Source organism: Nonomuraea sp. NPDC047897 (assembly GCF_043204415.1).
Classification (GTDB): domain Bacteria; phylum Actinomycetota; class Actinomycetes; order Streptosporangiales; family Streptosporangiaceae; genus Nonomuraea.
Genome location: NZ_JBIDCC010000002.1, coordinates 195649 through 215314, shown reverse-complemented (window position 1 = coordinate 215314; position 19666 = coordinate 195649). Strand labels below are relative to the sequence as shown.

The 19666-nt window shown below is 74.4% G+C and carries 18 protein-coding genes; 9 read left to right on the top strand and 9 right to left on the bottom strand.

Annotated features, from left to right (window positions below):
• Positions 1-17: 17 nt before the first annotated feature.
• Positions 18-1001 (bottom strand): Acg family FMN-binding oxidoreductase, encoded by a 984-nt coding sequence (locus tag ACGF0J_RS04415; RefSeq protein ID WP_393142028.1) that lies wholly within the window; start codon positions 999-1001, stop codon positions 18-20.
• 301 nt (positions 1002-1302) lie between these two features.
• Between ACGF0J_RS04415 and ACGF0J_RS04410 the strand changes: the two genes are divergently transcribed.
• Both ACGF0J_RS04410 and ACGF0J_RS04405 read left to right on the top strand, forming a co-directional pair.
• The gene (locus tag ACGF0J_RS04410) at positions 1303-1428 is read left to right on the top strand and encodes a hypothetical protein (RefSeq protein WP_393142027.1); all 126 of its coding nucleotides are present in this window, start codon (positions 1303-1305) and stop codon (positions 1426-1428) included.
• A 2-nt stretch (positions 1429-1430) separates the two neighbouring features.
• Complete coding sequence (locus tag ACGF0J_RS04405) at positions 1431-2042, top strand: HPP family protein (RefSeq protein ID WP_393142026.1); 612 nt, start codon at positions 1431-1433, stop codon at positions 2040-2042.
• Positions 2043-2061: 19 nt separating this feature from the next.
• On the opposite strand, the gene ACGF0J_RS04400 is transcribed toward ACGF0J_RS04405, so the two are convergent.
• Positions 2062-2715: a CBS domain-containing protein gene (locus ACGF0J_RS04400; RefSeq protein ID WP_393142025.1), complete on the bottom strand. Its 654-nt coding sequence runs from the start codon at positions 2713-2715 to the stop codon at positions 2062-2064.
• A 130-nt stretch (positions 2716-2845) separates the two neighbouring features.
• Here ACGF0J_RS04400 and ACGF0J_RS04395 point away from each other — a divergent pair, with 130 nt between their 5' ends.
• Together ACGF0J_RS04395 and ACGF0J_RS04390 are read left to right on the top strand one after the other, a co-directional pair.
• On the top strand, positions 2846-3595 hold the full coding sequence (locus ACGF0J_RS04395; protein WP_393142024.1) for an HAD family hydrolase: 750 nt from the start codon (positions 2846-2848) through the stop codon (positions 3593-3595).
• Entirely contained in the window at positions 3592-6576 is a 2985-nt protein-coding gene (locus ACGF0J_RS04390; RefSeq protein WP_393142023.1) for a pyridoxamine 5'-phosphate oxidase family protein, read from the top strand. The genes ACGF0J_RS04395 and ACGF0J_RS04390 overlap by 4 nt, the downstream gene beginning before the upstream one ends.
• 33 nt (positions 6577-6609) lie before the next feature.
• Here ACGF0J_RS04390 and ACGF0J_RS04385 read toward each other — a convergent pair whose 3' ends face one another.
• Positions 6610-7386, bottom strand: a complete 777-nt coding sequence (locus tag ACGF0J_RS04385; protein WP_393142022.1) for a DUF6544 family protein — start codon at positions 7384-7386, stop codon at positions 6610-6612.
• Positions 7387-7666: 280 nt separating this feature from the next.
• Between ACGF0J_RS04385 and ACGF0J_RS04380 the strand changes: the two genes are divergently transcribed.
• The 3 genes from ACGF0J_RS04380 to ACGF0J_RS04370 are packed head-to-tail and all read left to right on the top strand — an operon-like array spanning position 7667 to position 10541.
• A complete protein-coding gene (locus tag ACGF0J_RS04380; RefSeq protein WP_393142021.1) occupies positions 7667-9091 on the top strand; it encodes an aldehyde dehydrogenase family protein in 1425 nt (474 codons plus the stop codon).
• A 3-nt stretch (positions 9092-9094) separates the two neighbouring features.
• The gene (locus ACGF0J_RS04375; protein ID WP_393142020.1) at positions 9095-9538 is read left to right on the top strand and encodes a hypothetical protein; all 444 of its coding nucleotides are present in this window, start codon (positions 9095-9097) and stop codon (positions 9536-9538) included.
• Between the two features lies 1 nt (position 9539).
• Positions 9540-10541, top strand: a complete 1002-nt coding sequence (locus tag ACGF0J_RS04370; protein ID WP_393142019.1) for a nitrilase-related carbon-nitrogen hydrolase — start codon at positions 9540-9542, stop codon at positions 10539-10541.
• 22 nt (positions 10542-10563) lie between these two features.
• Here the strand turns inward: ACGF0J_RS04370 and ACGF0J_RS04365 are convergent, their stop codons facing one another.
• The 6 genes from ACGF0J_RS04365 to ACGF0J_RS04340 form a co-directional block, all read right to left on the bottom strand.
• Positions 10564-11358, bottom strand: coding sequence for an ABC transporter permease (locus ACGF0J_RS04365; RefSeq protein WP_393142018.1), 795 nt, complete (start codon positions 11356-11358; stop codon positions 10564-10566).
• The gene (locus ACGF0J_RS04360) at positions 11355-12137 is read right to left on the bottom strand and encodes an ABC transporter permease (protein ID WP_393142017.1); all 783 of its coding nucleotides are present in this window, start codon (positions 12135-12137) and stop codon (positions 11355-11357) included. The genes ACGF0J_RS04365 and ACGF0J_RS04360 overlap by 4 nt, the downstream gene beginning before the upstream one ends.
• Positions 12134-13120, bottom strand: a complete 987-nt coding sequence (locus ACGF0J_RS04355) for an ABC transporter substrate-binding protein (protein ID WP_393142016.1) — start codon at positions 13118-13120, stop codon at positions 12134-12136. The genes ACGF0J_RS04360 and ACGF0J_RS04355 overlap by 4 nt, the downstream gene beginning before the upstream one ends.
• A gap of 234 nt (positions 13121-13354) precedes the next feature.
• Entirely contained in the window at positions 13355-15808 is a 2454-nt protein-coding gene (locus ACGF0J_RS04350; RefSeq protein ID WP_393142015.1) for a cation-translocating P-type ATPase, read from the bottom strand.
• 95 nt (positions 15809-15903) lie between these two features.
• Positions 15904-16386: an HPP family protein gene (locus ACGF0J_RS04345; RefSeq protein ID WP_393142014.1), complete on the bottom strand. Its 483-nt coding sequence runs from the start codon at positions 16384-16386 to the stop codon at positions 15904-15906.
• The gene (locus tag ACGF0J_RS04340) at positions 16383-17393 is read right to left on the bottom strand and encodes a universal stress protein (RefSeq protein WP_393142013.1); all 1011 of its coding nucleotides are present in this window, start codon (positions 17391-17393) and stop codon (positions 16383-16385) included. Before ACGF0J_RS04340 ends, ACGF0J_RS04345 begins: the two co-directional genes overlap by 4 nt.
• Positions 17394-17589: 196 nt before the next feature.
• Here ACGF0J_RS04340 and ACGF0J_RS04335 point away from each other — a divergent pair, with 196 nt between their 5' ends.
• Both ACGF0J_RS04335 and ACGF0J_RS04330 read left to right on the top strand, forming a co-directional pair.
• Complete coding sequence (locus ACGF0J_RS04335) at positions 17590-17931, top strand: ArsR/SmtB family transcription factor (RefSeq protein WP_393142012.1); 342 nt, start codon at positions 17590-17592, stop codon at positions 17929-17931.
• On the top strand, positions 17928-19634 hold the full coding sequence (locus tag ACGF0J_RS04330) for a SulP family inorganic anion transporter (protein WP_393142011.1): 1707 nt from the start codon (positions 17928-17930) through the stop codon (positions 19632-19634). Before ACGF0J_RS04335 ends, ACGF0J_RS04330 begins: the two co-directional genes overlap by 4 nt.
• The last annotated feature ends 32 nt before the right edge of the window (positions 19635-19666 follow it).

Genomic DNA, 19666 nt, shown 5'->3' with positions numbered 1-19666 from the left:
GGCGGGCGACGGCGGGCTCAGTCGAGCACGTCCGGCAGGGAGCGCCGGACGGTGCTGCCCTCGTCGAAGGTGATGCCCAATCGCATGATCATCTGCGGGTACTCGTGACCGCACACCTCCTGCCGCAGGAACTCGCGCAGGTGGTACATCTCCAGCGCCTGGGTGTGGAAGGCGGCGCTGACGCCGTGGGCGCAGGCCAGCAGCAGGACGCGCTGCAGCGCCTGGCCGGCCGCGATCCACTCCTCGCGGGTGTCGCCGCGCGTGGTCAGCAGCGCGACCACGCCCGTCGCCGTCTGCTCCTGGCCGCCCTCGACGCCCCACTCGTGCCGCCAGGCGTAGTCACGCTGCGGGAAGTGCGGGTCGGTGTGCGGCGCCGTACGGGGGTAGGCGTCGGCGGGGACACCGTCCGTGCGCGCGCTGCCCGGCGGCCGGGCCCACCGGATGACCTCCAGGGTGAGCACCCGGTCCGCCGACTGGGCCTCCTGGGCCGCCCGGGTGAGCGCGGCGACGATCTCCACCGCCTCGGGCGAGCCGACCGGCGTGAGCTTCGCGCCCTCCGCGCGCGCCTCCCGTGTCAGGGCGTCGAGCAGCCGGTCCGGCACGGGCAGGTCGGTGAATCCGGCCCGGTGCGTGCGGCGCCGCTCGATCTGCCGGCCGAGGTCGCGCGTGTGCTCGTCGACCTCGACCGGCCCGCCGAGCGTGACCGTGGCCACCAGCGACGGCCGGTCGGGGTCGGGCAGCACCCGTACGATCGGCTCGAAACCCTCGCAGCGCAGTGCGGTGCGGATGGTGAACAGGGCGGCGCCGCAGCTGATCAGCAGCTCCCGGCCGGACGGGTCGCCCATCCGGAGCTTGCGGTCCACGTCGGCGCGCACGCTGATCTCGTCGCCGGAGACGGCGAACGACCACGGCTGCGTGTTGTGCACCGACGGCGCCCACCGGGCGGCCTCCAGCGCGCCGTGGATGGCGCGGTCCCGCTGCCCTGTCGTCCGAGTGGTCATCGCAGCACCTCCTGTGGTGTCGGCTCCAGCCCATCACGGGCCGACGCGGCCGGGCAGGGCCGAAGGTCCCGCCCGGCCGGTCCCTAGGGCCCGGCTGGACGCTGCCGGGCGGCTCGGCTGCGGGCCGTTCGTCGCCCGCGCGCCTCGCCGCCCCGCCGGCGAACTGGCGACCTCGCATGTCTGACGACGCGGTGCGCCGCAACGGTGCCGACCGGTCAACGATTCGGGACTTACGCCCCTGGCAGGGGTGTAAGTACCACGTTGTGATGGAAGACACCCCGCCAGGAGCTTGGGGGCGGCCATGAGCACGACGGACGACACGACCACCGGCACGACCGGCACGACGACCGGCATGACCGGCATGACCGGCACGATGACCGGCACGGCGGTCGCGCGGGCGCGGTTCGCCGAGAGAGGGGCCGGATAGCGATGCTGGTCCGCGAGGTCATGAGCAGCCCGCCCGTCACCGTCCACCGCGCCGACCCGGTGCGGCGGGCGATCCGCGTGCTGTACGCCCACGACGTCACCGCCGCGCCCGTCCTCGACGACTCGGGCCGTCTGGCCGGCATGGTGAGCGAGATAGACCTGCTGCGCGGCGAGTTCGAGCCGGACCCGCGCGCGTCCGTGCGGCCGCCGGTGCCGTCCGCCGAGCCGCCGCCGCGCCAGGTGTGGCAGGTGATGACCCATGCCGTGGTGACGGTGACCCCGGCCACCGACGCGGCCACGGCGATCGACCTCATGGTCGGCAAGCGCGTCAAGAGCCTCCCCGTCCTGGAGGGCGAGAAGGTGGTGGGCATCCTGAGCCGCCGCGACCTGCTCTCCATGCTGGCCCGGCCCGACGAGGAACTGCGCGAGGCGGTCGTCGCCGCGCTGCGCGAGCACCGTCCCGCCGGCGAGGAGGAGTGGGAGGTCACGGTCACCGAGGGGGTGGCCGTGCTGCGCGGGGCGCGCGGAACGCCGCACGACGAGCGCGCCGCCCACGTCGCCGGCCTGCTGACGCGTACGGTGCCGGGCATCGTACGCGTCCGCGTGCTGCCGTGACCGCCCGTCCCTGATCCACCTACGGGAGCGGCGGGGTGACGATGTCCTCGCGGGTCCAGGCGAGTTCGGACACGACGTCGACGACGCCCTCGACCGAGCGGAGCCGCTCCGTCACCGCGATGGCCTGCGACCTCGTCTCCACCGTGCCGCGCACGGTCACGACGCCCCGGTCGACCTCGATGGCGAGCGCCCGCGCGTCCGGGAGCTGCGCCCGGATGTCGGCCATCAGCTCGGCGGCGGGACGGGTGAAGACCCGCAGCGCGTCCTGCTGGTGCAGCGTGCCGACGATCCGCCCGGTGACCGGGTCCACGACCGGGAGCTGCTTGACGCGCTCGTCGCGCATCATCCGCGCCGCGGCGCGGACCGGCGTCGCCGGGGTGACCGTGATGGCCGGGGAGGTCATGATCTGGGCCGCCGTCACGCCCGCGGCCTTGCGGTGGTCCCGCCGCTGACGGCGCGACTCGAACATCGAGACGCCGCGACGTACCGAGTCGCTCTCCTTGAGCAGGAGATCTGCCTCCGAGACCACGCCCACCGGCCGGCGTTCGGCGTCGATCACGGTGACGGCTCCGACGGCGTACCTGCGCATCGCGGCGACGATCTCCGCGAACGGCGCGTCCTCGAACACGGCGATGGCCACGCGTCCCATGACGTCCTTGACTTCGATTGCCATGGTGTCCTCCTCGCTTCGCCTCCCACGTTCCTCCTCCGCCGCGCCGCGTTGCACCGGCCAACGTCCCGGACCTGCGGGTCCAAGGTCCCGTGTCATGTCTGGCGACCCGGCCTGTGGGTAGCGACGTCGCATGACCGTCATCGATCTCGGCGCGGTCCGTGCCGTCGTCCTCGACACCGACGGTGTGGTCACCGACACGGCCCGCGTGCACGCCGCGGCGTGGAAGCACGTGTTCGACGGGTTCCTGCGCGGCCGGTCGGCGCCCTTCGACGTGCGCGCCGACTACCTGCGCCACGTGGACGGGCGGTCCCGGCTGGACGGCGTGCGGACCTTCCTGGCCGCGCGGGGCATCAGCCTGCCGGAGGGCTGCCCGGACGACGAACCGGGGGCGCCGACCGTGTACGGTCTCGGTCTGGCCAAGGACGCGCTGTTCGTCGAGCAGATCCGCCGGCACGGGGTGGCCGCGTTCCCCTCGACCGTGGCACTGCTGCACGAGCTGCGGCGGCGCGGCTGCCGGACGGCGGTGGTGTCGGCGAGCAGGCACTGCCGCGCCGTGGTGGCGTCGGCGGGGCTGCTGCACCTGTTCGACGTGCTGGTCGGCGGCGACGACGCCGCGCGGCTGGGCCTGCCGGGCAAGCCCGACCCGGCGCTGTTCCTGGAGGCGGCGCGCCGGCTCGGGCTGCCTCCGGAGGAGACGGCGGTCGTCGAGGACGCGCTGCCGGGGGTGGCGGCGGGCCGCCGGGGCGGGTTCGGGCTGGTCGTCGGGGTGGACCGGTCGGGCACGCAGGCGGCGCGGATGCTCGACGCGGGTGCGGACGTCGTCGTGACCGACCTGGCGGAGCTGTCCGTCACGGGCCGCGTCCCCGTGAGCCGTCCATGACCACGCGCGGCCCGCTCGCCCCGCCGCACGAGACCTCTCCCGGCCGGCAGGTCGTCGACCCCTGGTCGTTGCGTTACGACGGGTACGACCCCGCGCGGGAGGGGCTGCGCGAGGCGCTGTGCACGCTGGGCAACGGCCGGTTCGCCACCCGCGGGGCCACGCCCGACGGCGGCGCGCGGACGCCCGGCACGTACGCCGCCGGCTGCTACGACCGCCTCGACTCCACGGTCGCCGGCCGGACCGTCACCAACGAGGACCTGGTCAACCTGCCCGACTGGCTGCCGCTGACGTTCGCCACGCCCGACGGTGACTGGTTCAGCCCGGACCGGGCCTGCCTGCTGGAGTACCGGCACGAGCTGGACCTGCGGCGCGGGGTGCTGGCCAGGACGCTGCGCTGGCGTGACGGCGCGGGCCGCGTCACCCGGGTGCGGCAGCGGCGCCTCGTGTCCATGGCCGACCCGCTGCTGGCCGCCCTGGAGACCGTGTTCGTCGCGGAGAACTGGTCCGGCCCCCTGCGCGTGCGGGCGGCCCTCGACGGCCGGGTCGCCAACAACGGTGTGGCCCGCTACCGCGACCTGAACGGCGACCATCTCACCGGCCACGCCACGGGCACGGCGGGCGACCTGGCCTGGCTGAGCGCCGTCACCCGGTCCTCCGGCATCACGGTCGTGCTGGCGGCCCGCGCCGACCACGGGGCGCCCGCGCCGGAGGTGACCCGCGAGCCGGACCTGATCTCCGCCGAGCACGTGCTCGACCTGGCCCAGGGGACGCCCGCGTCGCTGACGAAGATCGTGGCGCTGGTGACGTCCCGCGACCCGGCGATCCACGACCCGTCCTCGGCGGCGCTGCGGGCGGTGCGGCTCGCCCCCGGCTTCGACACGCTGCTGGCGCGGCACACGGAGGCCTGGCGCCGGCTGTGGGAGCGGGGCCGGCTGGACGTGGACGGCGCGGAGATCGCCCAGGCCGTCCACCTGCACGTCTTCCACCTGCTGCAGACACTGTCGCCGCACACCGCCGACCTGGACGTGGGCGTGCCCGCCCGCGGGCTGCACGGCGAGGCGTACCGGGGGCACGTGTTCTGGGACGAGCTGTTCGTGCTGCCCTGGCTGAACCTGCGCTTCCCCGAGATCTCCCTCGGCCTGCTGCGCTACCGGTGGCGGCGGCTGCCGGAGGCGAGGGCGGCGGCGCGGGCGGCCGGGTTCGACGGGGCGATGTTCCCCTGGCAGAGCGGCAGCGACGGCCGGGAGGAGACGCAGACGCTGCACCTGAATCCGCTGTCGGGGCGCTGGCTGCCGGACCGTTCGCGGCTGCAGCGGCACGTGGGGCTGGCCATCGCCTACAACGTGTGGCAGTACTACCTGGGGACCGGGTCGATGCCGCCGTGGTGCGCGGAACTGCTCGTCGACATCGCCCGGTTCTTCGCGTCGCTGGCGGTGCCGTACGAGGAGTCGGGACGGTACGAGATCCACGGCGTGATGGGCCCCGACGAGTACCACGAGAACTACCCCGGCGCCGCCTCCCCCGGGCTGGCCAACAACGCCTACACCAACGTCATGACCGTGTGGCTGCTGCTGCGCGCCTTCGACACCCTGGAGCTCCACCCCGACCTGCCGGTGGCGGAGGGAGAGCCGGAACGCTGGCTCGACATCACCCGGCGGATGCGGGTGGACTTCCACGACGGCGTGATCAGCCAGTTCGGCGGTTACGCCGAACTGGCGGAGCTCGACTGGGACAGGTACCGGGGGGCGCGCCGCCTGGACCGGGTGCTGGAGTCGGAGGGCGACGACGTCAACCGCTACCAGGCGTCGAAGCAGGCCGACACGCTCATGCTGTTCTACCTGCTGAGCTCCGACGAGCTGCTGGGCCTGCTGCACCGGCTCGGCTATCCGGCCGGGCCCGAGCTGATCCCCCGCACCATCCACTACTACCTCGACCGCACCAGTCACGGTTCCACGCTCAGCGCCGTCGTGCACGCCTGGGTGCTCACCCGGTCCGACCGGGCGCGCTCGTGGACGTTCTTCACCGAGGCGCTGGCCAGCGACATCGAGGACGTGCAGGGCGGCACCACGGCGGAGGGCATCCACCTCGGCGCGATGGGGGGCACGCTCGACCTGATCCAGCGCTGCTACCTGGGGTTGCACCTGCGCCGTGACGGGATCCACCTCGACCCGCTGCTGCCCGACGAGCTGGCGCCGCTGTCCCTGCCGATCCGGTTCCGCGGCCTGCGCTACTTCATCGACGCGGACCACGAGAAGACCCGCGTCAACGGCGTCACGCTCGCGCGCGGCGCCCGCCGCACCTTCGCCAGCCAGCAAGGGGGGACGACCATGTCCACCGGCGACCTCGGACGTCGCATCATCCACCATCGCGAACGGCTCGGCCTGACCCGCGAGCAGCTCGCCGAGCGCGCCGCCATGGCGCCCGGGTACGTCAAGTATCTGGAGGAGCATCCCGACACCATCGGCACCAGCGCCCTGACCCGCCTGGCCGACGCGCTGCAGATCACCGTGGAGGACCTGCTGGGCGGCGGCACGGACCGGCCGCCCGGGGTGGGGCCGGCCCAGGCGGGCCCCCGGCTGGAGACGCTCCGGCCGGAGGAGTGCCTGCGTCTCATCGCGCCCGGCGGGATCGGGCGGGTGGCGTTCGGCGGGCCGCAGGGGCCGACGGTGCTGCCGGTCAACTACAAGCTGCACGAGGGCGCGATCGTGTTCCGCACCGCCTACGGCGGCCCCATGGACGAGAGCCTGCGCACCGGGTTGGAAGGCGTCGAGATCAAGATCGGTTTCGAGGTGGACCAGATCGACGAGGCCCGACGGGAGGGGTGGAGCGTGCTGGTGCAGGGGCCGGCGCACCACGTGCCGCAGGAGGAGCAGCGGCAGGTGACCGGCGCGGGCGTCTCGCCGTGGGCGGGCGGCGAGCGAGAGCTGTACATCCGCATCGTCCCCCACCAGATCACCGGCCGCCGCATCCGGGGGCTCTGACCGTCCCCGTCAGGGCACGGCTGGTGGGGCGGATCAGCGGTAGCGGGCGTGGTCGACGGTGCAGCGGATGAACTCGCCGTCAGACCACCGGTCGCCGCCCGGCCACCAGCCGCCACGCAGCTCCGCCGGGATCGTGAATCCGTCGAAGACGGCCTCACGACCGCATTCCACGCCGAACGGATGCACGGCGAACCGGCCGTCGCCCCTCGGGTCGCCCCAGCGGGGCATGGTGACGGCCTGCAGGCTGCCGTCGGGGGCGACGGTGAGCGTCACCTCGTGGTCCTCCTCCCCCACCGGGAGCCGGGCGACCGCCTGGTGGTCGCCGAGCTGCTTCCACTGGACGCGGGGGTCCAGGGCGGTCGCGGGCGCCAGGACGAACTCGCAGGCCAGCCGGCCGGCGGCGCTGCGGGCGATGTCGGGGCCGCCGCCGGACATGACGGGCAGGACGTCGAGCAGCCGCCAGCGCATCTCCCCCGTCCCGTCGCGGTAGCGGTCGAACCCGCGTACCGTGACCGGGCCCAGCCGGGCGGTGGCCGCCCAGACGTACCCGGCGAGGGGCAGCAGCGCCTGCGCGGCGCGGAACGGGCGCCAGCCGCCGAGCCGGATCGTCCCGTGCAGGTCCAGCACCACCGCGCGCAGCAGCGGCGTGCCGGGCGCGACGGCGTGCAGGAGCCAGCGGCGGGCGGGTTCGGGCAGCGGCCCGGCCTGCTCCGGGTCGAAGCGGGGCGCGGACGGGGTGGGGGCCTGCAGGGCGTCCCAGTCGGCGCGGGCGGCGTCCGTCAGGTGCGGCGGGGCGACGATGACGGTCATGACGGTCTCCAGAGGTCGCGGCCCACGGCGCCGTACGGCGAAGGCCGCCGGCGGCGCCGGTCCGGCACGTGACCGGCGGTCCGGCGTCCTCTCAGCACACACCCGGGGCCGGGCCGCGCCCAGAGGACGAGGTCCCGCGCCGGGCGGGACCATCGGCCCTACCGAAATACGGTCGCGGGATTGTCTTTTTCCACGCGCGGCCGTGGCCTATGGACAGGGCCGCCCCGCGAATGTTCACAATGGTCGCCGTCGCCTCTTCCGGAACAGCGCGGGAGCATTGTTGTCCAGACGCAGCAGGGCGGTCCGCGACCCTCTCACCGGCCGGGTGGAGCGGCCTCCGGCCCCCGTCCCCCCGGACCGCCTGGCCGCCATCGCCGCCGAACTCCGGACGCTGGCCCCCGCCTGGTCCGGCGCCCCCGCGTGGGAGCGGCGGGCGGAGACGCTCGCGCGGTTCGGCGCGGCCGTCGAGCGGGACGAGGAGCTGCTGGCGGCGCTGGTCGCCGACACCGGCCGGGTCGCCGAGTCGCTGATGGAACGGCAGGCCGTCGCCGGGCTGATCGCCCGCTGCGTACGGCAGGCGCCCGCGCTGCTGGCCCCGCCGCCCGAACGGCCCGCGTCCCTGCCGGGGCCGCCGGGCGGGCCCCGGGTCGTGGTGACGGGTGACGCGGTGCCGTACGAGCTGGTCGGGGTGATCGGCCCGTGGAACTTCCCGCTGCTGCTCGGCCTCATCGACGCGGTCCCCGCGCTGGCAGCCGGCTGCGCGGTGCTGGTCAAGCCGAGCGAGGTCACGCCGAGGTTCATCGAGCCGCTGGCCCGCCTGGTGCCCGACGGGCTGCCCCTGCGGATCGTCGAGGGCGACGGCGAGACCGGCGCGGCCCTCGTGGAGCTGGTCGACGCCGTGGCGTTCACCGGCAGCGTGCCGACGGGGTCACAGGTGGCGCGGGCCGCGGCTCGCGCGTTCGTCCCGGCCTTTCTGGAGCTGGGCGGCAAGGACCCGGCGATCGTGCTCGACGGCGCCGACCTCGACCGGGCCGCCTCGGCGATCCTGTGGGGCGGCACCGCCAACGCCGGCCAGTCCTGCCAGTCGATCGAGCGGGTCTACGTGGCGCGGGCGGTGCACGACGCGTTCCTGGCGCGGCTCGCCCGCGAGGCGGCCGGGGTGCGGCTGACCTGCGAGGGCGGCCCCATCGGCCCGATCATCGATCCGGAGCAGGCGGACGTCATCGCCGCCCACCTGGCCGACGCCACCGCCAAGGGCGCGGTCACGCACACGGGCGGCCGGATCGAACGGCACGGCGGCGGCCACTGGTGCCGGCCGACGGTGCTGTCGGAGGTGGACCACTCGATGCTGGTCATGACCGAGGAGACGTTCGGCCCCGTCCTGCCCGTCATGGCGGTGGACGGGCCCGGCGAGGCGGTGGCGCTGGCCAACGACTCGGCGTACGGGCTGTCGGCGGCGGTCTTCGCCGGCTCGGAGGAGGCGGCGCTGGCCGTGGCCGCCCGCCTGCGGGCCGGCGCGGTCAGCGTGAACGACGCCTCGCTGACGGCGTTCGTGCACGACGGCGAGAAGCACGCGTTCGGGCTGTCGGGCCTCGGCGGTTCCCGCATGGGCGCCGCGTCGATCGCCCGGTTCCTGCGCCGCCGAGCGTTCCTGGTCAACCGGTCCACGGCCGCCGACCCGTGGTGGCACGCGAGCGAGGAGTAGCACATGGGACTGCGTACGGAGATGCCGCTGCTGGCGCGGCACGAGGGCGCGTGGGCCGGCGAGTACGTGCACCTCGACCGGGACGGCGCCGTGCTCGACCGGCACCGCGTCGAGATGACGTGCGCCATCGTGGGCGACGCCGCCTACCACCAGACCAACCGCTACACCTGGGCCGACGGGCGGGTCGAGGTGCACGAGTTCCCGGGTGTCTACCTGGGCGGCGGCCGGTGCGGCTTCAACACCGACCGGCTGCGGGGCGAGTTCTGGGAGCTGGACGACACCACCATCTACCTGACCTGGCGGTACAAGGCGGAGGGCGAGAATCTGCGGCTGTTCGAGCTGATCGTGCTGAGCGACGACGGCGCGTCGCGCAGCAGGGTCTGGCAGTGGCTCAGGGACGGGGTGTGCGTGCGGCGGACCCTGATCGACGAGAAGCGGGTCGGCTGAGATGACGGCGTTCCGCGCCCTCGCGCTGCAGACGCGGACCACGGCGGTCAACGCCGCCGGCGACCCGCGTGCCGAGATCCGCGCCGCCGTCGACCGCGTCGGCCGGCAGGTCGGCGCGTCCAAGGCGTGGATCGGCCGTGACCTGCGCCTGGTCGTGCTGCCGGAGTACGCGCTGACCGGGTTCCCGATGGGGGAGAGCGTCGCCGAGTGGCGGGACAAGGCCGCGCTCGACCCCGACGGCCCCGAGTACCTGGCCCTGGCCGAAATCGCGGCCCGCCACGACGTGTTCCTCTGCGTGAACGCCTACGAGCGCGACGGGCACTTCCCCGAGCTGTACTTCCAGGCCTGCGTCGTCCTGTCGCCCGCCGGGGAGGCGGTGCTGCGGTATCGCCGGCTGCACTCGATGTTCAGCCCGAGCCCGTACGACGTGTGGGACCGCTACCTGCGGATCTACGGGATCGACGGCGTCCTGCCGGTGGCCCGCACCGAGATCGGCGCGTTGGCGGCGATCGCCTCGGAGGAGATCCTGCACCCCGAGCTGGCGCGCGCGCTGGCGCTGCGCGGCGCCGAGGTCCTCTGCAACCCCACCTGCGAGGCGTCGTCGCCCATGCTCACGGCCAAGGCGGTCGCGCGGCGGGCCAGGGCCGTGGAGAACCTCGCCTACGTCGTCTCCGCCAACACCGGCGGGCTGGCGGGCATCGCGATCCCCGGCGACTCCACCAACGGCGGCTCCGAACTGATCGACTACGAGGGGCGGGTCCTGGCGCAGGCAGGTCCCGGCGAGTCGCTGGTCGCCGCCGCCGAGGTCGATGTGGCCGCGCTGCGCCGCTTCCGCCGCCGGCCCGGTCTGGACAACCTGCTGAGCCGGGTCAAGACCCGGCTCTGGGCCGAGGAGTACGGCCGGCACGACGGCGAACGGCCGGACGGGCTGGCGGGAGGGGCGCCGGAGCGGGCGTGGTTCGCCGCCAGGCAGGCGGAGACGATCGAACGGCTGCACGGCTGAGCAGCCGTTCGATCGCCTGCTGTCAGGCCGCGTCGTGGCGGGCGCTGCGGTGCCAGCCGAGCAGCCGCCGTTCGACGGCCACGAATCCGGCGTTCAGCAGCACCCCGAGCACGCCCAGCAGGACGATCCCGGCCCACATGGCGGGGATGTCGAACTGGCTCTGCGCCTCCAGCATCCGGTGGCCGATCCCCTCGGTGCTGCCGTACAGCTCCGAGATCACCATCATGATGAGCGCCAGGGAGACGCTGAGCCGCAGCCCGGCGAAGATCTTCGGCGCGGCGGCGGGAAGGATGATCCGCACCAGGCGCGTCACCGCGCCGATCCGGAACACCTGGCCGGTCTCCAGGTAGCGGCGGTCCACGGTGCGGCCGCCGTCCATGGAGTTGATCAGCACCGGCCAGACCACGCCGTACACGATCGCCGCGACCTGCATCGGCGTACCGATCTTGAACAGCAGCAGGAACACCGGCAGCAGCGCCGACGGCGGCACCGAGCGGCCGAAGTGCAGCAGCGGCTCGGCCAGCGCCGCGAGCGTGCGCGAGCGGCCCATCGCCAGGCCCAGGGCCACGCCCGCCGTCGCGGCCAGCGCCCAGCCGGCGAACAGCCTGCCGAGGCTCGGCAGCAGGTCGTGCACCGCCTCCTCGGTGAGGAACAGGCCGGCGGCCGGCCCGGCGAACCACATCTCGTGCAGCCTGGCCACGATCACGGTCGGCGGCGGGAAGTAGACGGCCTCGGCCCGCCGGGTGGCCGCCTCCCACAGCAGGGCGGCCACCGGCAGCAGCCAGTACCAGCGTGCCCTGGCGAGGAACGCGCTCACACCGCCTCCCCCGTCCGGGCCGTGTGCCAGTGGAACAGCCGCCGTTCCCCGGCGGCGAACAGCAGGCTGGCGGCCAGCCCGAGCAGCCCCGACCACACGACGGCCGCGAGCACCCGGTCCACCCGGTTGGCGCTGCCGGCCTCCACCAGGTAGGCGCCGATGCCGCCCCCGCCGGGGGCGACGATCTCCACGCTGACCGCGACGATGAGCGTGACGCCGACGGCGATCCGCACGCCGGTCGCGATGAACGGCGCGGCGCTGGGCAGCGAGACGCGCAGCGCCACGGCGGGCTCGCCGAAGCCGAACCCGCGCAGCGTGTCCTTGGCCAGCGGATCGACGTCGGCCAGCCCGTACAGGGTGTTGATGAGCAGCGGCCAGCAGCAGGTGTAGACGATGAGGGACGTCTTGGCGTCGGCGCTGTCGACGAACAGGAACATGGCCAGCGGGATGAGCGACACGGACGGGATCGGGCGCAGGAACTCGACCAGCGGACGCACCGATCGCTCCACCACCGGCACCGTGCCCAGCAGCAGCCCGGCGGGCACGGCGACGGCGAACGCGATCAGCAGCCCCGCCGCGCAGGCGCCCAGCGTGGCGAGCACGTGCCGGTGGAACCCGCCGTCGGCGGCCAGCTCGGCCGCCGTGGCGAGGACGGTCGAGACGTACGGCAGGACGTCCCGATCGATGATCCCGAGACGCCCCGCGGCCTCGAGGAGGGCGACGAACCCGACGACGCCGGCCGCGCCGAGGGCTCCCCGCCGGATGGCGGTGGAACTCATCCGAGCGTGGCCGCGATCTGCTGCGTCACGTCGGGCTTCTTCTTCAGGTAGCCGTAGCCGGCCAGCAGGTCGCCCAGTTTCTGCAGCTTGGCCTTGTCGACCTCCATGGAGTAGACGCCGAGCTTGATCGAGGCGGCCGTCTCGGCGGGGATCTGCGTGTAGGTGGGGATGACCTCGTTGACGGCGTTGCGGTCGCTGCCGGCGATGAGCTGCGCCCTGGCCAGCGCGCGGTGCAGCGCCTTGGCGGTGTTGGGGTTCTTGGTCAGCCACGCCTCGGAGACGCCCCAGCCGTCGACGGGGATGCTCGCGGTGGGGCCGCTCATCGTGTCGATCACCTCGACGGCGCCCAGCTCGGCCTTGGCGGCGGTGAGGAACGGCTCCACCAGCCAGGCGGCGTCCACCTGGCCCGACGACAGCGCGGCGAGCTGGTCGGCGAACGGCACGGCGACGTACTTGACGTCGGTCGGCGCCAGCCCCGCCTGCTCCAGGTGCGCGTTGGTGACCGTCTGGCCGAGCGCCTTCAGCACGTTGACCGCGACGGTCTTGCCCTTGAGGTCCGCCGCCGTCTTGACCGGCGATCCCTTGGGCACCACGACGGAGGCCATGCCGGGGGCCGCCTCCTGGCTGTGCTGGAACAGCTTCAGTTTCGCCGCTCCCGAGTCGTTGATCGCCAAGAGCGACACGTAGCTGGTCAGGAAGGCGTCCATGCTGCCGTTCATGATCTTCGGCATGACGGCCTGCGGGGCCTGGATGATCTCCGTCTTGACGGTCAGGCCCTCCTCCTTGAAGAAGCCCCTCTTCTGCGCGATGAACAGCGGCGCCGAGGAGGGCACGGGCACCACGCCGATGGTGAGCGTCGTCTTCTCCAGGGAGCCGCCGCTTCGGCCCGGTTCGGCGGCGTCGGAGGACGTCGTGCCCCCGCCGCAGGCCGCCAGGCCCAACGCGATCGCGAGCCCGGCGACGCAGGCACGTGCGAACTTCATCAAATCTCCTTGACTGGGGAGACCTCCGCCTTCAGGCGCAGGGAGGCAACGGGGAGGGGGCCGTCCGGGCGGTGATCGTACCGACTATCGGCGGCCATTGCCACAATTGCGCTGCGCCTGCTCCGCGCCGCCGGAGAATGGGACTTTAATTGAATCGTCTAAACGTCAACTAATCCGCCGACTTGACCGCCGTTATTCACCGCGAAAACGCCGCGGAATGGCGCGGGAACCCGGTCACCCTTTACGGCCGTAGTCGCGCCTGACCGCCTTGCCCGCCCACCTCGCCAGGTCGCACAGGAACGGCGTGAGCAGGGCGGCGGCCAACGCCATGGCCCAGCCCGCCGGCGGGAGCGGCTGCAAAGCGAGGAGCCGGCCGAGCGGCGGCACCAGCGTCACCAGCGCCTGCAGCGCGGCGGTGCCCAGCACGGCGGCCAGCACCGCCCGCCCGCGCCCCCAGCCCGCCTCGAACGTCCACCGCCGCGCCCTGGCGACGTAGGCGAGGGTCAGCCGCGCGAAGACGAGCGCGAGCACGGCCTGCGTCCTGACCTGCTCGTCGCTCCAGCCGAGCCGCCTGGCCACCTCCACCGCCGCGAACACCAGCAGCCCCACGATCAGCGAGCGCACCGCGATGCGGGCCAGTACCCGGTTGGTGAGCAGCCCGTCGCGGGCGGGACGGCCGGACAGCGGGTCGCCCGGCGCCCTGTCCACGCCGAGCGCGATGGCGGGGATGCCGTCGAGGACGAGGTTGATCCACAGCAGTTGCACCGGCAGCAGCGGGATGACCAGTTCCGGCCAGGCGAACATGCCCACGAGCACGAGGAAGATCTCGGCCAGGTTCCCGGCGAGCAGGTAGCCGATCATGGAGCCGACGTTGTGGTGCAGGCGGCGGCCCTGGCGCACGCCGGTCACGATGGTGCCCAGCTCTCCGTTGGTGACGACCACGGCGGCCGCCTCGCGGGCGACGTCGGTGCCCTCGTCGCCGGCCATGGCGACGCCCACGTCGGCGTGCCGCAGCGCGGGCGCGTCGTTGACGCCGTCACCGGTCATCGCGACGATCTCCCCCTCGTCGCGCAGCGCCTGGACCAGGTCGAGCTTCGTCGCCGGATCCACGCGGGCCAGCACCCCCGCCTCGCGCAGCCGCCGGGCGCGGTCGTCGCCGTCGAGCCCGGCGCCGGTGACGACGGGCTCGGGTTCGATGCCGACCTCCTCGGCGACGGCGCGCGCGGTGTCGGGATGGTCGCCGGTCACCATGACCACCCGGATGCCGCCCGCCCGGCAGTCGGCCACCGCCTGCCGGGCGGAGGCGCGGATCTCGTCGCTCAGCCCCACCAGGCCGACGGGGCGCAGGCCGGCGGCGTCGAGGTCGTCGGTGTCGCGTTCGGCGAGGGCCAGCACCCGAAGCCCGCCACGGGCCAGCTCGGGCACGGCGCGGACCAGCGCGTCGGTCGCCTCTCCGGGCGTGCAGCGGGGCAGCACCACCTCGGGCGCGCCCTTCACGGTCAGCACCGGCCCGTCGGTGACGACCGCCATGGAGCGGGTGTCGGCGTCGAACGGCCGGCCGGCCAGCCTCGTCTCGCCGGGGGCGCGCCGCACCCCGTTGCGGGCGGCGGCGTCGAGCAGGGCCACGTCCACGGCGTCGCCCAGCCCGTCGCGGGCGTCGTTGCAGCGTACGGCGGCCCGCCACAGGTCGGCTCCGGGTACGGCGACGTGGTCGGTGACGGCCAGCCGGCCGGTGGTGAGCGTGCCGGTCTTGTCGGTGGCGATCACGGTCGTGGCGCCGAGCGCCTGGATGGCCGACAGTCGCCGGACGATCACGCCGAGCCTGGCCATCCGCTGGGAGCCGAGCGCCAGGGCGGTGGTGACGGCCGCCGCCATGCTCTCCGGCACCGCCGCGATGGCCAGCGCCACCCCGGCCAGCACCAGGTCCAGCGGCTCGATCCCGCCCCTGGCCAGGCCGAGCGCCACCATGACCACCCCGGCCGCGACGGCGAGCACGCCGATGCGCCTGGAGACCGTGGCCAGCTCCACCTCCAGCGGCCCCTTGACGTGGCCGTGCAGCGCGGAGGCGATGCGGCCCATCTCCGTGCCGGCGCCGGTCCGCTCGACCACCGCGACGCCGGAGCCGCGCACCACCATGCTGCCGGAGAACAGCTCGCCGTCGCGGTCGCCCAGCGGCCCGTCGGTCGCGCCGTCCGCTCGCTTGCCCGCCGAACGGGACTCGCCGGTCAGCATGGACTCGTTCACCGCCAGCGAGGCCGCCTCCAGCACCAGGCCGTCGGCCGGCACCCGGTCGCCCGCCGCCACCTCGATCACGTCCCCGGGGACGACCTCGGCGGCCGGGACGCGCCGGACGACACCGTCGCGCCGGACCTTGGCCATCGGCGCCGTCATGGTCCGCAGGGCGCGGACCGCCTGCTCCGCCTTCATCTCCTGGGTCACGCCGATGACCACGTTCACCAGGAGGATGGCCATGATGGCGGCGCCCTCGGGCACCTCCCGCAGCACCAGCAGCGTCACCACGCCCGCGCCGAGCAGCAGGATGGACAGCGGGTCGGCGAGCTGGCGCAGCACGCGGGCGGGCACCGACGGCGGCTTCGGCTCGGGCAGCGCGTTGGGGCCGTGCTCGGCCAGCAGGCGGGCGGCGTCGGCGGCGGCGAGCCCGGTCCGGGCATGCGTGGTGGCGTCCATGCCCCTACCAGATCATTTTCCCGGTGCCCCGGCCGGAGCCGAAGGGCCCGACAGCCCGGGACCTTCGGCCCGGAGAACTGGCCGGCCCGCGCTCGTCAGCTCCGCGGCGGCAGGACGGGCTCCAGCCGGAACATCCCGGTGACCAGCTCGCCCGGCCCGCCGGAGGGACGGGCGCGGCCGGCCACGGCGGCGAGCACGTCGTGCGCGGTGATGAGCCCGACCAGGCCCTGTCCGGTGACCACGGGGACCGCGTCGCACCCGGCGTCGGCCATGACGGCCGCGACGCGCGCCAGCGCGTCGCCGGGGCGCACCCGCGGCCGGGGGTCGCAGCCGAGCAGCGACCGGACCTTGCGGGACGACAGCTCGTGCGGGCCGCCGGACCAGGAGGCGGCCAGGTCGGCGCGCGACAGGACGCCCAGCACGTGCCGGCCGTCCACGATGGGCAGGTGGTGCACCCCGGCGCGGCGCATCAGCTCCCAGGCCATCAGCGGTGACTCCTCCGGCCCGACCGCGACCACGATCCTGCTCATCACCTGCTCGGCGGTCAGCGATCCGACGTTCACAGACTCGATGCTCATGACCGTTCCCTCGTCTCCTCGTGGCCGCCCGTGGGCGGCGTCCCGCCGCCGGCGGGCGGCTCCCGCCGGTCGTCGCGGGGGCGGACCACCGCGACCGGGCAGGTCACGTGGTGCAGCACGCCGTGGCTGACCGACCCCAGCACCGCCGCGGCGAACCCGCCGTGCCCGCGCGAGCCGACCACCACGAGGTCCGCCGACGCCGACGCCTTGACCAGCGCCGACACCGGGTGCTCGGACACCTGGTCGTCCACGATCCGCACGTCGGGGTTGCGCTCCCGCCACGGCACGACCCAGGCGCGGGCCCGGCGGACCTCCTCCTCGTACACCTGCTGCAGCAGGTCGCTGTAGGCGGCGGCGTACGGGGAGAACACCGGCATCGGCCAGGCGGTCACCACGTACAACTGCGCGTCGCGGGACCGGGCCTGCTCGATGGCGTACGCCATGGCGGCCGTCGAGTGCTCCGACCCGTCGTAGCCGACGACGATCTGGTCGTGCTGGACGACGGAGGGCCCGCGCACGACCACGACCGGCCCGGCGGCGTGCCCGGCCAGGTTGAGCCCCACCGACCCGAGCAGCATCCCGGCGAACCCGCCCAGCCCCCTGCTGCCGACCACGACGCCGTCGGCGCTCGCCGACTCGCGGACCAGCGCCTCGATCACGCCGCCGGTCAGCATCCCGGTGGTCACCTCGACGCCGGGAGCGAGGTCGCGGGCGTGGCCGGCGGCGGCGTCCAGTGCCCGGGCACAGTACGCGACCGCGCCCGGAGCACCCCCCGCTGTCCCGGCCGTGCTTGCGACCGTGCTTTCGGCCGTGCTCTCGGCCGTGCTCTCGACCGCACTCCCGGCCGCGCTCCCGGAAGCGGTCCCGGACACCGTGACGGCCCACTGCTCGCACACGTGCACGATCCGCAAGGCCAACCCGCGGCGCCGCGCGTCGGCCGCCGCCCACTCCACGGCGGCGGTCGCCGACACGGACCCGTCCACGCCGACCACGATCCGTCCGCCCATCGTCCATCGCCTCCGTGCTCAGCCCGCTCTCTCTCCCTCCAGCGTGCCGGGCGCCCCCGTGCGACGCCTGAGCAGGAAGTCCCCCGTGCGTGGGCCGTTGGTCCCGGCCCGCGTCACCCCTCGGTCATCGACTTGCGAATATTCGCAATTGACCAGATAGTATGACGCGGTCAGGCGAACGAAGCGGAGGCATGTCGTGCCGGTCCCCCTCTACCAGGCCAAGGCCGAGTTCTTCCGGATGCTCGGGCACCCCGTCCGCATCCGGGTCCTGGAGCTGCTCCAGGACGGCCCGGTGCCGGTGCGCGACCTGCTGGCCGCGCTCGGCGTCGAGCCGCCCAACCTGTCGCAGCACCTGGCGGTGCTGCGCCGCTCGGGGATCGTGCTGTCCACCCGCGAGGGGTCCAATGTGATCTACCAGCTCGCGGGCGGCGACGTGGCCGACCTGATGCGGGCCGCCCGGCGGATCCTGACGGCGATGCTCGACGACCAGAGCGGCCTGCTGGCGGAGCTGCGAGCCTCCGAGAGCGGATCCGCATGAGCGGGCGGGCGGGCCGGGCGTGGGCCTCGGCGTGGGCCTCGACGGTCTCCCTGCTGCCCGGGCGGGCCGACCTGACGGCGATGCGCCGCCACCCCCGCCGTGACCTGCTGGCGGGCGTGACGGTCGCGATCGTCGCGCTGCCCCTGGCGCTGGGCTTCGGCGTCTCCTCCGGAATGGGCGCCGCGGCCGGGCTGGCCACGGCGGTCGTGGCCGGGGCCGTCGCGGCACTGTTCGGCGGGTCCAACCTGCAGGTGTCGGGCCCGACGGGCGCGATGACGGTCGTGCTGGTGCCGATCGTCGCCCAGTACGGCCCGGGAGGCGTGCTGACGGTGGGGCTGATGGCCGGGGTCATCCTGATCGCGCTGGCCCTGGCCAGGGTCGGGCGGTACATGCGCTACGTGCCCGCCCCGGTCGTGGAGGGGTTCACGCTCGGCATCGCCTGCGTCATCGCCCTGCAGCAGGTGCCGTCGGCGCTCGGCGTGCCGAAGCCGGAGGGCGACAAGGCCCTCGCCGTCGCCTGGCAGGCGGTGCTCGACTTCGCCCGCGAGCCGCGCTGGGCCGAGGTGGCGCTGGCGGTGGCCGTCGCCGCCGTGATGCTGGTGGGTGCCCGGTGGCGGCCGGGCGTGCCGTTCTCGATCATCGCCGTGGTGGCCGCGACCGTGGCGGCGCAGGCGCTTCCTCTCGACGCGGCCGTGATCGGCGCCCTGCCCGCCGGGCTGCCCGCGCCGTCCCTCGCCTTCCTCGACCCGGCCGCGCTCGGCTCGCTGCTGGCCCCGGCCGTCGCGGTGGCGGCACTGGCCGCGCTGGAGTCGCTGCTGTCGGCGTCCGTGGCCGACGGCATGACCGTCGGCGAGCGGCACGACCCCGACCGGGAGCTGTTCGGCCAGGGCCTGGCCAACATCGCCGCGCCGCTGTTCGGCGGGGTGCCCGCGACGGCGGCGATCGCCCGCACGGCCGTGAACGTGCGCACCGGTGCCGCGTCACGGCTGGCCGCGCTCACCCACGCGGCCGTGCTGGCCGCCATCGTGTTCGCCGCGGCGCCGCTGGTCTCCCGCATCCCGCTGGCCGCGCTGGCGGGGGTGCTGCTGGCCACGGCCGTGCGGATGGTGGAGGTGGGCTCGCTGCGCGCGATCGCCCGCGCCACCCGCGCCGACGGCCTGGTGCTGGCGCTGACGGCGGTGGCCACCGTGGCGCTCGACCTGGTCTACGCGGTCATCATCGGCCTGGTCATCGCGGGCGCGCTGGCCCTGCGCGCGGTGGCCCGCCAGGCCCGGCTGGACCAGGTGGACTTCAAGCCCGACCTGCCGGGCGAGCACAGCGACGAGGAGTACGAACTACTCACCGAGCACATCGTGGCCTACCGCATCGACGGGCCGCTGTTCTTCGCCGCCGCGCACCGCTTCCTGCTGGAACTGCTGGAGGTCGCCGACGTGCGCGTGGTCATCCTGCGCATGTCGCGGGTGACGACGGTCGACGCCACCGGGGCGCTGGTGCTCAAGGACGCGATCGACCGGCTGCACCGGCGCGGCATCCTGGTCCTCGCCTCCGGCGTCCGTCCCGGGCAGCGGCAGGTGTTCGACTCGGTCGAGACGCTGGTGGGGCTGGGCGGCGAGCACGCCACCACACCGGAGGCGATCCGCCACGCCCGCACCCACCTGCAGCACACCGGCATCCTGCCGCGCCACGACGCGCAACCGGCCTGACGCCCCACCGCCCCGGTGCCCGGCCCGGCTGA

What these genes read in the sequence shown, in the direction of transcription:
- ACGF0J_RS04415 (WP_393142028.1), bottom strand. Translation starts at nt 1,001, where the DNA reads ATGACCACTCGGACGACAGGGCAGCGGGACCGCGCCATCCACGGCGCG.
- ACGF0J_RS04410 (WP_393142027.1), top strand. Translation starts at nt 1,303, where the DNA reads ATGAGCACGACGGACGACACGACCACCGGCACGACCGGCACGACGACC.
- ACGF0J_RS04405 (WP_393142026.1), top strand. Translation starts at nt 1,431, where the DNA reads ATGCTGGTCCGCGAGGTCATGAGCAGCCCGCCCGTCACCGTCCACCGC.
- ACGF0J_RS04400 (WP_393142025.1), bottom strand. Translation starts at nt 2,715, where the DNA reads ATGGCAATCGAAGTCAAGGACGTCATGGGACGCGTGGCCATCGCCGTG.
- ACGF0J_RS04395 (WP_393142024.1), top strand. Translation starts at nt 2,846, where the DNA reads ATGACCGTCATCGATCTCGGCGCGGTCCGTGCCGTCGTCCTCGACACC.
- ACGF0J_RS04390 (WP_393142023.1), top strand. Translation starts at nt 3,592, where the DNA reads ATGACCACGCGCGGCCCGCTCGCCCCGCCGCACGAGACCTCTCCCGGC.
- ACGF0J_RS04385 (WP_393142022.1), bottom strand. Translation starts at nt 7,386, where the DNA reads ATGACCGTCATCGTCGCCCCGCCGCACCTGACGGACGCCGCCCGCGCC.
- ACGF0J_RS04375 (WP_393142020.1), top strand. Translation starts at nt 9,095, where the DNA reads ATGGGACTGCGTACGGAGATGCCGCTGCTGGCGCGGCACGAGGGCGCG.
- ACGF0J_RS04370 (WP_393142019.1), top strand. Translation starts at nt 9,540, where the DNA reads ATGACGGCGTTCCGCGCCCTCGCGCTGCAGACGCGGACCACGGCGGTC.
- ACGF0J_RS04360 (WP_393142017.1), bottom strand. Translation starts at nt 12,137, where the DNA reads ATGAGTTCCACCGCCATCCGGCGGGGAGCCCTCGGCGCGGCCGGCGTC.
- ACGF0J_RS04355 (WP_393142016.1), bottom strand. Translation starts at nt 13,120, where the DNA reads ATGAAGTTCGCACGTGCCTGCGTCGCCGGGCTCGCGATCGCGTTGGGC.
- ACGF0J_RS04350 (WP_393142015.1), bottom strand. Translation starts at nt 15,808, where the DNA reads ATGGACGCCACCACGCATGCCCGGACCGGGCTCGCCGCCGCCGACGCC.
- ACGF0J_RS04345 (WP_393142014.1), bottom strand. Translation starts at nt 16,386, where the DNA reads ATGAGCATCGAGTCTGTGAACGTCGGATCGCTGACCGCCGAGCAGGTG.
- ACGF0J_RS04340 (WP_393142013.1), bottom strand. Translation starts at nt 17,393, where the DNA reads ATGGGCGGACGGATCGTGGTCGGCGTGGACGGGTCCGTGTCGGCGACC.
- ACGF0J_RS04330 (WP_393142011.1), top strand. Translation starts at nt 17,928, where the DNA reads ATGAGCGGGCGGGCGGGCCGGGCGTGGGCCTCGGCGTGGGCCTCGACG.